The 8,714-nt window shown below is 52.0% G+C and carries 10 protein-coding genes; 7 read left to right on the top strand and 3 right to left on the bottom strand.

The features are described 5' to 3' along the window. On the top strand, window positions 1-739 hold a 739-nt coding region (locus HOLDEFILI_RS11375), incomplete at its 5' end, for an RloB family protein (protein WP_006059845.1). 146 nt (window positions 740-885) lie between these two features. Here HOLDEFILI_RS11375 and HOLDEFILI_RS11370 read toward each other — a convergent pair. Continuing rightward, complete coding sequence (locus tag HOLDEFILI_RS11370) at window positions 886-2,121, bottom strand: pyridoxal phosphate-dependent aminotransferase (protein ID WP_039864876.1); 1,236 nt, start codon at window positions 2,119-2,121, stop codon at window positions 886-888. A 97-nt stretch (window positions 2,122-2,218) separates the two neighbouring features. Here HOLDEFILI_RS11370 and HOLDEFILI_RS11365 point away from each other — a divergent pair, with 97 nt between their 5' ends. After that, window positions 2,219-3,349 (top strand): pyridoxal phosphate-dependent aminotransferase, encoded by a 1,131-nt coding sequence (locus tag HOLDEFILI_RS11365; RefSeq protein ID WP_050766969.1) that lies wholly within the window; start codon window positions 2,219-2,221, stop codon window positions 3,347-3,349. Here the strand turns inward: HOLDEFILI_RS11365 and HOLDEFILI_RS11360 are convergent. Further along, the gene (locus HOLDEFILI_RS11360) at window positions 3,333-3,914 is read right to left on the bottom strand and encodes a manganese efflux pump (protein ID WP_006059841.1); all 582 of its coding nucleotides are present in this window, start codon (window positions 3,912-3,914) and stop codon (window positions 3,333-3,335) included. The two genes, HOLDEFILI_RS11365 and HOLDEFILI_RS11360, sit on opposite strands and share 17 nt — an antisense overlap. A gap of 130 nt (window positions 3,915-4,044) precedes the next feature. Between HOLDEFILI_RS11360 and HOLDEFILI_RS11355 the strand changes: the two genes are divergently transcribed. Further along, the gene (locus HOLDEFILI_RS11355; RefSeq protein WP_006059839.1) at window positions 4,045-4,395 is read left to right on the top strand and encodes a hypothetical protein; all 351 of its coding nucleotides are present in this window, start codon (window positions 4,045-4,047) and stop codon (window positions 4,393-4,395) included. Window positions 4,396-4,444: 49 nt separating this feature from the next. On the opposite strand, the gene HOLDEFILI_RS11350 is transcribed toward HOLDEFILI_RS11355, so the two are convergent. Beyond that, complete coding sequence (locus HOLDEFILI_RS11350) at window positions 4,445-5,086, bottom strand: YggS family pyridoxal phosphate-dependent enzyme (RefSeq protein ID WP_006059838.1); 642 nt, start codon at window positions 5,084-5,086, stop codon at window positions 4,445-4,447. Between the two features lie 52 nt (window positions 5,087-5,138). On the opposite strand from HOLDEFILI_RS11350, the gene HOLDEFILI_RS11345 reads away from it, so the two are divergent. From HOLDEFILI_RS11345 to HOLDEFILI_RS11330, 4 genes are all read left to right on the top strand, one after another. Continuing rightward, on the top strand, window positions 5,139-6,020 hold the full coding sequence (locus HOLDEFILI_RS11345; RefSeq protein WP_006059837.1) for a PHP domain-containing protein: 882 nt from the start codon (window positions 5,139-5,141) through the stop codon (window positions 6,018-6,020). A 309-nt stretch (window positions 6,021-6,329) separates the two neighbouring features. Beyond that, window positions 6,330-7,295 carry an ABC transporter permease gene (locus HOLDEFILI_RS11340; protein WP_006059835.1) on the top strand — a complete coding sequence of 322 codons (966 nt, stop codon included), beginning with the start codon at window positions 6,330-6,332 and terminating at the stop codon, window positions 7,293-7,295. 13 nt (window positions 7,296-7,308) lie between these two features. Next, window positions 7,309-8,160: an ABC transporter permease gene (locus tag HOLDEFILI_RS11335; protein ID WP_006059834.1), complete on the top strand. Its 852-nt coding sequence runs from the start codon at window positions 7,309-7,311 to the stop codon at window positions 8,158-8,160. A 14-nt stretch (window positions 8,161-8,174) separates the two neighbouring features. Beyond that, window positions 8,175-8,714: ATP-binding cassette domain-containing protein (locus HOLDEFILI_RS11330; RefSeq protein WP_006059833.1), on the top strand; the 540-nt coding region annotated here is incomplete at its 3' end.

Below are 8,714 nucleotides of genomic sequence, written 5' to 3'. Positions count from 1 at the left end.
CTGGAGCAATCCTAAGAAAATTTTAGAACGGATTATTCGAAATTTAGATGAAACGAAAAGTGGAAAATATTCTTATGAATCCTTTTTTAACTGTGTTTTAGAGTTTTATGATGAGCGTCATAAACTTCCTGGCGGTAAAGTACAAAAACAAAGTATCTGGAATTCGCTTGTTTTCATCTGTACACAAGAATGTCAGAAAAAGTTATCGGACATCATGGAAGATCTGGAGACTGAGGGTATAAAGATTTTAGAACAACTTGCAGAAAAGGAAAAAATAATCAATGTTGCCAAACATATTTCTGAAATTCTTCAAATTCAGGAACTAACCTACGCTGAAGGCTTTGATAAAATTTGCCTTATTGTCGATCGTGATCCGCAGAGTTTTTCCGAGGAACAATACGATCAGGTTGTTCAAATTTGCAAAGAAAGACAAATAGATTTCTATGTTACAAATCCATGCTTTGAGTTTTGGCTGTTGCTGCATTTTCCTGATCATAAAAATTTAGACCCAGTAAAAATTAAAGAAAATTCAAAAGTGTCAAGCCGTTCTCGATACTTGGAAAATGAGCTGAAAAAACGTTGTGGCAGTTATCAGAAATACCGATATGATGCAGAGGATATCGTCCGCAGAGTGGATACTGCGGTTATTAATTCAACAGCTTATTGCGTCGATATCAATTTGTTAAAAAATGAGATTGGAAGTAATTTAGGAACTTTAATTCATGAACTGAGAACTTAATTCTTCCAAATAATAAAGGGACAAAAACAAGCTTATACCTTTGTTTTGTCCCTGTTTTAATATTCAATAATTGCAGAAATATAAGTGACTTTCGTTAAGATTCAGAAACGATTCCTAAAGTTATCAGTGACGAAGCTTACTGTGGTTTATTGCAGTGAGTCCAGGATCTGCTTCATCCGTTCGGCCAGCCCCTTCACCTTGGCGACGCTTAACGAACAAACGGCGACGCGGATGCCTTTATTAACCTTGACAGTGTAAATATGATGGTCGATCAGTTTCTGATGATATTGATCCCGCATCGCATTGTCCGGCATCTGCAATGTCACAAAGAAACCTTCTTTATAAGGGTAATGAGCCAGACCGCAGGCTGCGGCTTCCTGGATAAACGTGCCGCTGCGCTGTTTCAGCAGGTCGACGTAGATCTGCTTCTCCGCTTCAAACGCTTCCCGGTTTTCGGTTGTGATCCACGTGAAGTTTTCCATCGCGGCGTTGGGAATGTTGCTCCAGGTGGCGCGGGCGGTTTTTTCAAACACAATCTCGGCTTCGCGTACACGCTGCGCGTTCTGCCCAAGAATCAGCGCCGCGCCGCAGCGCAGGCCGTAGGAAGTCAGTGTCTTGGAACAGCTGAAGGCGATCACAGCCAGGACGTTGCCGCTTAATTCATTCAAGGTGCTCAGGTAATCACGGCTGTGCGTTCCCTGGTAGCTGTAATCGATATAGGCGATATCGTTGAGGATCACACACGGTCCCTGCTCGCTTAATTCGTTGAGAAAACGAACCACCTGCCGCCATTCCGCAAGGCTCATAGAATAGCCGGTCGGGTTGTGGCAGGGATCATTGACGACCGCCAGCAGCCGTCCCTGTTCGCTCATCACGCGGCGGCAGACCTTCTCAAACGAATCCAAGTTGAAATGATCGCCGTCGAACATTGCGTAGGCCGCTGTTTTTAAGCCAGCCTGCGCCGCCATTAAATTGTAGGAACCCCAGCAGATTTCCGGCAGGATGACGGTTTGTCCCGGTTCCAGAACATTGATCATCGTCATGTTGACGGCGCCGGTGCCGCCCGGGGTAGCGATGACAGAGGTGTTTAACGTTACCGGCTGATCCTGCAGCACCCAGTTTCGGACCTGGGTCCGGAAGCCGGGATTGCCGGTGAAGCTGGCGGCATAGGCGGCCTTGACTTCTTTGGCGATTGCGTTGTAGTGGTCGAATACATTCTGGTAGGCGACGAGTTTGCCCTGCTCATCGTAAAGCGAACCGATCGTCGCGTCGACGACGGCGTCCGCCCCATGCTCGGCGATATCCTGCTTGGCCATCGAAACGACGGCGAAGACGGTATCTTCAATCGGCTGCAGATCGGCGGATTGTTTCATAAAAGACATCGGGATCATCTTCTTTCCTTATTGAATGTCTTGATTATAACTGAATTGCGGGGAATTGAAAAGAACCTTTCATACAATGAAAAGGAAGGAGGCAATTATGCGAATTCATGAAGAAGTACGAAAAATGCCGCTCAGTCCGATCCGGGCCTGGACCCAGCGGCTGCACGATTTAGGCCCGCGGGCTGAACTGACGCTGGGAGAGCCGGCTCAAAGTACGGATCCCCGGATTGGAGAAGCCGCGGCGGCGGCGCTGCGGCAGGGATTGACGCACTATCCCCCGGCCGCCGGTCTCAAATCACTGCGCGAGCTGCTGGCAGAACGGGAAAAAGCGCAGCGGGGCTGGCGGTTTCGCCCGGAACAGATCCTGATCACCGACGGGGCGCAGGAAGCGCTGGCGGTCTGCTGCCTGGGGTTGTTGAATCCGGGCGACGAGGTGCTGGTGACGGATCCCGGCTATCCCGGTACGCTCAGCGCCCTTGCGTTAGCGTCGGCAATGCCGGTCTTTTTTCCACTTGACGCCCAAGGACAACCAGAATTTGCGGCAATGGAGCGCGCGGTCAGCGTGAAGACGCGGGCAATTCTTGTCGCCAGTCCGAATAATCCGACCGGTCAGATCCTGTCGGCTGCGGCTTGGACACAGCTGGCGGCGCTGGCGGAAAAGCATGATCTGGCGCTGATCGTCGATGCGGCTTACGAACAGTTAAGCTGGAAGCCGCTGAACTTCAAGGCGCTGCGGCCTTACCGTCATCGCGTGATCTTCATCGGCAGCTTTTCCAAGACGTATGCGATGACCGGCTGGCGGCTGGGCTGGATCAGCGCGCCGCGGCGCTGGGGCGAAGCACTGTTGAAAACTCATCAAGCCCTGGTTTCAGGCGTGGCCGGCTTTGTGCAGCAGGCTGCCTGCACCGCGCTGACGCTGCCTGTCGATCCATGGCGGCAGACCGTTGCCGAACAAAGCGAACACAGCTGGCAGCGTTTGAATGAAATCGGTCTGACCTGTCCTCAGCCGGAAGGTAGCTTCTACTGCTTTCCGTCGATAGTCTCCACCGGTTTGACCAGCGAACAATTTGCGCTCAAGCTGGCGGAACAGGCCGGCGTCGCGGTCTTGCCCGGCACGTTGTTTGGTCAACGCGGCGCGGGGCATGTGCGGCTGTCGGTCTGTACGGACCGGCAAACGCTGGACTGGGCGCTGGATCAGATCGAAAAGTGGATTAAAGCAGACGACTGAAAGCGAGGATCAGAAACAGCAGCGAAGGCAGATATTCGCTGCCTTTTTCAAAACGGTCGATAAACGGCAGCCCCGGGCAGAGATTGCCGGCCATGACCAGCAGAAAATTGACGAACGCAAAACACAACGCCGTGGAAATGACCGGCGCGCCATCCAGCGCGAAGCTGAAGCCCAGCACTGCGTTGTCCAGGCTTAAGGCCAGACCCAGAAGCAACGCTTCGCGGCTGCTCAGCCGCTGGTTGTGATCCAGATCGGAACTGGCCGGGTTGTTGATCATGGTAATCAACGAAGGCGGACTGGATTTGCGCTTTTTTAACGCGTCCGCAAACGACAGATAGGCCAGACAGAAAAACAAGACGAAGCCTAATCCCTTGGCTGCGCCGGCTGGAATTCCAGCGGTCATGCGCTGCGAGGATAACATCACCGCCGTGACGATCACCAGCGGGCAAAGCGAGATGAAAAGCAGCTGCGGCAGGCAGATCCGGATTTTTTTCAGACGGAAGGTAAATCCGCTGAAAAAACCGTCTAGACTGACCAGCAGGCTCAGAAAGATCAGATGGGCCATAACACTCCTCCTCTATCGTCAGGGTATGAGCGGCCTGCCGCGCTGACCAGGCGAAAACCCGGGAAGTTTTCTTTGTCAGATTCTGTCGAAGTCATGTATAATAGAGGACGTTGAAGTTAGGAGTGAGTTTATGAGCTTTGCCAGAAGATATGGCATTCCCTTTCTGATTATGATTGTCAGCGGCTTGATCGTGCGGCTGTTTAATCTTTACCTGCCGGTTTCGATTCGCTCGACGCTGGTGACGATTGCGATCGCAGTGAGTCTGTTCGCGTTTGGCCTGAGTCTGCATATCCATAAAAAAAGACGAGATGAGTCGTGGTTCAAGAAACTCGTCATCTCGTTCTTCCTGATGTTTTTCCTGTTATGGGATCTGGGCTACATCGTTTTCCCGCAGCTGAAATCGATTTTCAACTTTCTGGGGATCCAGGGATTCGTTATCTATATGGTCTATGTGTACTGCGGCTGGGCGTTTTTCGACTGATCGCGGGGATGGAAGAAAATTCCGGCCGGCAGACTGTCTGAAAAACAGATCAGTCCTCAAACAAAATGGTGCCTAAGCGCAGCTGCGTCGAGCCTTCGCGCAGGGCGATCGGATAATCGTGGCTCATGCCCATCGAACAGATCGTAAAGCGGGAATCGCCGAACTGCGCTTTCAGCTGATCGAACAGGGCGCGGGCTTCGTGGAAAACCGCGGCGATGGCGGCTTCGTCCTCGACGTGCGGTCCCATGACCAGGATACCCTCGGGGATCAAATGCTCAAATTGACGGAGCGCTTCAAAGAAAGCGAACGCCTGGGTCTTGTCCATCCCGGTCTTGGTGGATTCCTCCGCCAGATTAAATTCCGCCAGCACGCCGATCGTCCGGTTCAAGCGGGCGGCTTCCCTATCCAAAACGGAGGCCAGTTCCAAAGAATCCAGCGAGCAGACGCGGTAAAGATACGGCAGGACGGCGCGGACCTTGTTGCGCTGCAGGTGGCCGATGAAATTCCAGCGGATATCCTGCGGCAGCTGCGGCGCCTTTTCCAGCAGCTCCTGCGCCCGGTTTTCTCCAAAATCCCGCGCGCCGCGGTCATAGTAAGCCTGAATTTGAGCCACGGAACGATGCTTGGATACGATTAAAAGTTCGCATTGATTTTGACATTGTTGTTTGATTGTTTCATAAAGCTGCGGCATAATCTCCCTCTTTTCTTGGGATATTATACCACTTTCAAAGGAGGAATGAACGATGAAAGCCGATCTGCACATCCACTGCTCAGCCAGTTTTGACGCGACGGAATCCGTCGATACGATCCTGCGCCTGGCGCGGGAACAACAGCTGGACCTGATCGCGATCAGCGATCATAATGAAATCGACGGCGCGCTGGAGCTGGAAACGAAGGCGTCCGCGGTGGGAATTGAAACGCTGCGGGGAATTGAAATCGATTGTTTTTTCGGCCGCAATATCGTGCATTTATTAGGGTATGGCTGCGATCTGCGGGATCCGGGTTTTGCGCGCTTAAAGAATCACTACATCGAGGAACTGCGGCGCACCGGGAAGCAGCGGCTGACGCTGATCGAGGAACATTACGGACTGAAACTGGACGAAGCGGCGATCATCGCACGGGCGCACGGGCGGCCGTACACCAATGTTGAAATTACTCAGGAACTGCTTCAAACGCAGGTTCATCCTGATCTAAAGCCGTATCAGACGGGAGAACGCAGCGCCAATCCGATCGCCAATTTTTACTGGGATCAGCTGGCCGTGGGCTGCTGGGGCTACGCTGAGCTGCGGCTGCCGGACTGGCGGCAGGTTGTGGCGTATGTGCATGCCTGCGGCGGCGCGCTGATCGTCGCGCACCCGATGCAGAACCTCAAGCTGGACGAAGCGTCGGCTGAAGCCCTGCGGGACGGCGGGGTCGACGGCTTTGAGGTTTACAGCTCCTATCACGATGCGCGCGGGCGTCAGTTTTATCATGAGTTCTGCCGGCGGTGGGGCTTGGCGGAAACATTCGGCAGTGATTTTCACGGGGCAACCAAACCGAATATCGTGCTGGGCAAGACGGGGTTTGACGGGGACTGCACGGAATCCGTCACGTTGTTAAAGGAACGGATTGCATACTGGCGCTGAGGAAAAAACAAGGCCGCCGGGCTTATTTCAATGAAGAAAAAAGCGGACAACCGGCGGCAAAACTGCACAAGTTCATGTTTACAAGCGCTTTCTGAAAAAGAATGTAAAAAATAAGAAAAACGGCGCAAAATGGTAAAAAAAACGGGAAAATTCTTTTCAAGTTATTCCATTTGACAGATTTTCGTGTATAATAGAAAGCAATGAAATTATGTTTCATTGAATGTAAAATTATGAAAATTTTACATTTTTATTTTCCCGTTTGAGAGGACAGAGGAAAAAGATTTTTAGGTAAAAGGAGGAAATCTTGAAATGAAACGTTATATTGGAAAACGTGCATTGAGTGGTCTTCTCGTTGTCCTGTTGTCAGTCTGCTTCAACTTTACGTTGATCCGTCTGGCGCCGGGCGATCCGATCCGCATTATGGCGGGCACGGATAATCCAAACGAAGAGATGATCGAAGCACTGCAGCAAAAATATGGCCTGGACAAATCCATTCCGGAGCAGTTCGTCATGTTTCTTGGCAATGTAGCGAAGGGGGACTTGGGGTATTCTTACATCAGCGACGAATCCGTCATTAAACTGATCGGCGAGAAGATCGGCCCGACACTGGCGCTGTCGTTAACCGCGGTGCTACTGTCTGTCACCATTGGTACATTGATAGGAATCTACGCCGCACGTAAGAACGGGTCCAAATTCGACCAGTTTGTGTGCAGTATCTCGTATGTGTTCGACGCCACGCCGGGGTTCTGGCTGGGATTGATGATGATCCTGATCTTTGCCTCGACGCTGAAATGGTTCCCGACCTCGGGCATGGTGAACCTCAGGGCCAATTATAAGGGGTTTGCGTACTTCGCCGACGTCTGCCGCCATCTGGTGCTGCCGATTACGACGATGGTGCTGACGCAGACGCCGTATTATTTCCGAATTGCGCGTTCTTCCGTCTTACAGGTCATGTCGGAAGATTTCATTACGACGTTCAAGGCGACCGGCATGAAAGAAAGCCGGATCTTCAACAAGTATGTTCTGCGCAACGCGATCCTGCCGACCGTTACGGTTTTAGGCATGTCGCTGGCATTCCTGCTTTCGGGTTCCGTCTTAATCGAAACGGTTTTCGCATGGCCGGGCATGGGCCGTCTGATGTTCAGCTCGATTTCCAAGCGTGACTATCCGGTGCTGACTGGGATTTATCTGGTCACATCCGTCGTTATCTGTATCGCGATGATTCTGGTCGATATCCTCTACGGCTTTATCGATCCGCGGATCCGCTACGACTAGGAGGAACAGAACTATGAAAAAAGACAATGTTTTTCAGGCTGTGATGCGGGTGTTGAAAAAGAACTCCCAGCTGCGCATGGGCGTCATTCTTCTGATCGTCTTATTGTGCGTCGCTTTCTTCGCGCCGATTATCGCACCGTGCGATCCGTATAAATTATATGACGCGCTGGTTGCCGGACCGGGCACGCCGGGACATATCCTGGGCACTGACGGTCTGGGACGCGACGTTCTGAGCGAAATTATCTATGGGACGCGGACATCCTTAATGATCGGCGTCGTTGCCGCAAGCATTTCCGGTATCTTGGGAACTTGCATCGGCGGTATCGCCGGTTTCTTCGGCGGCAAGATCGACCGCTTCATCTCGGAATTCATGAACTTCTTCCTGATGACGCCGTCGTTCTTCCTGATTCTGATCATCGTCGCGCTGTTCGGCAGCAACATCATGTACATCATGATCGTAATCGGCCTGACTTCGTGGACCGGCAACGCGCGTTTAATGCGTGCGCAGGCGATCTCCTTAAAGGAGAGAACGTTCGTCAAGAGCGCGCAGGCGATGGGCGAAAGCCGCTTCAGCATCATGTTCAAGCACATTATTCCAAACGGGATTTTCCCGATTATCGCGCAGACCACGATGAACGTTTCCAGCGCGATCCTGTCCGAAGCCGGCCTGTCGTTCTTAGGCTTAGGTGATCCAAACGTCGTCAGCTGGGGTCAGATTATCTACCATGGCAAACAGTACATGCCGAAGGGCTGGTGGATTTCCACCTTCGCCGGCGTTGCCGTTGTCTTCACCGTTCTGACATTCTTCCTCATCGGTGACGGCCTCAACCGCGTGCTCTCGCCTAAGATGGACGCCAATAACTAGGGAGGAAGGAAAAAATGGCATTATTAGAACTGAAAAACGTCAATGTACGTTATATTATGAAGGACAAAAAGGTCCATGCCTGCCAGCATGTCAGCCTGGAAATTGAGGAACAGGATTCGATCGGCATCGTCGGTGAATCCGGCTCCGGCAAATCCACGCTGGCCAGCGCCGTCCTGCGCCTGCTGCCGCACCGCATCACGCAGGTCGACGGTGAGATTCTGTACAACGGCAAGGATCTGTTAAAGTTAACAAAGGATGAAATGGACGCACTGCGCTGGACCGATCTGTCGATCGTGTTCCAGAAGTCGATGAGCGCGCTGAGCCCGGTCCACAAGGTCGGAGCGCAGATGGAAGACGTTTACCGCGTGCATTTCCCGAATGCGGACAAAAATGAAATCAAGCAGCGGGTTTACGATCTGTTCAAGGTTGTCAACCTGTCCGACCGCGTTTATGAATTATATCCGCACGAACTGTCCGGCGGTATGATGCAGCGTGTTTCGATTGCGCTGAGCCTGCTTCACAATCCGCGCTTACTGGTTCTGGACGAAGCGACC

This window comes from Holdemania filiformis DSM 12042, assembly GCF_000157995.1.
In the GTDB taxonomy this organism is placed as follows: Bacteria; Bacillota_I; Bacilli_A; order Erysipelotrichales; family Erysipelotrichaceae; genus Holdemania; species Holdemania filiformis.
The sequence above is the reverse complement of the archived record's forward strand: the minus strand, read 5'-3'. Positions and strand labels throughout refer to the sequence as shown.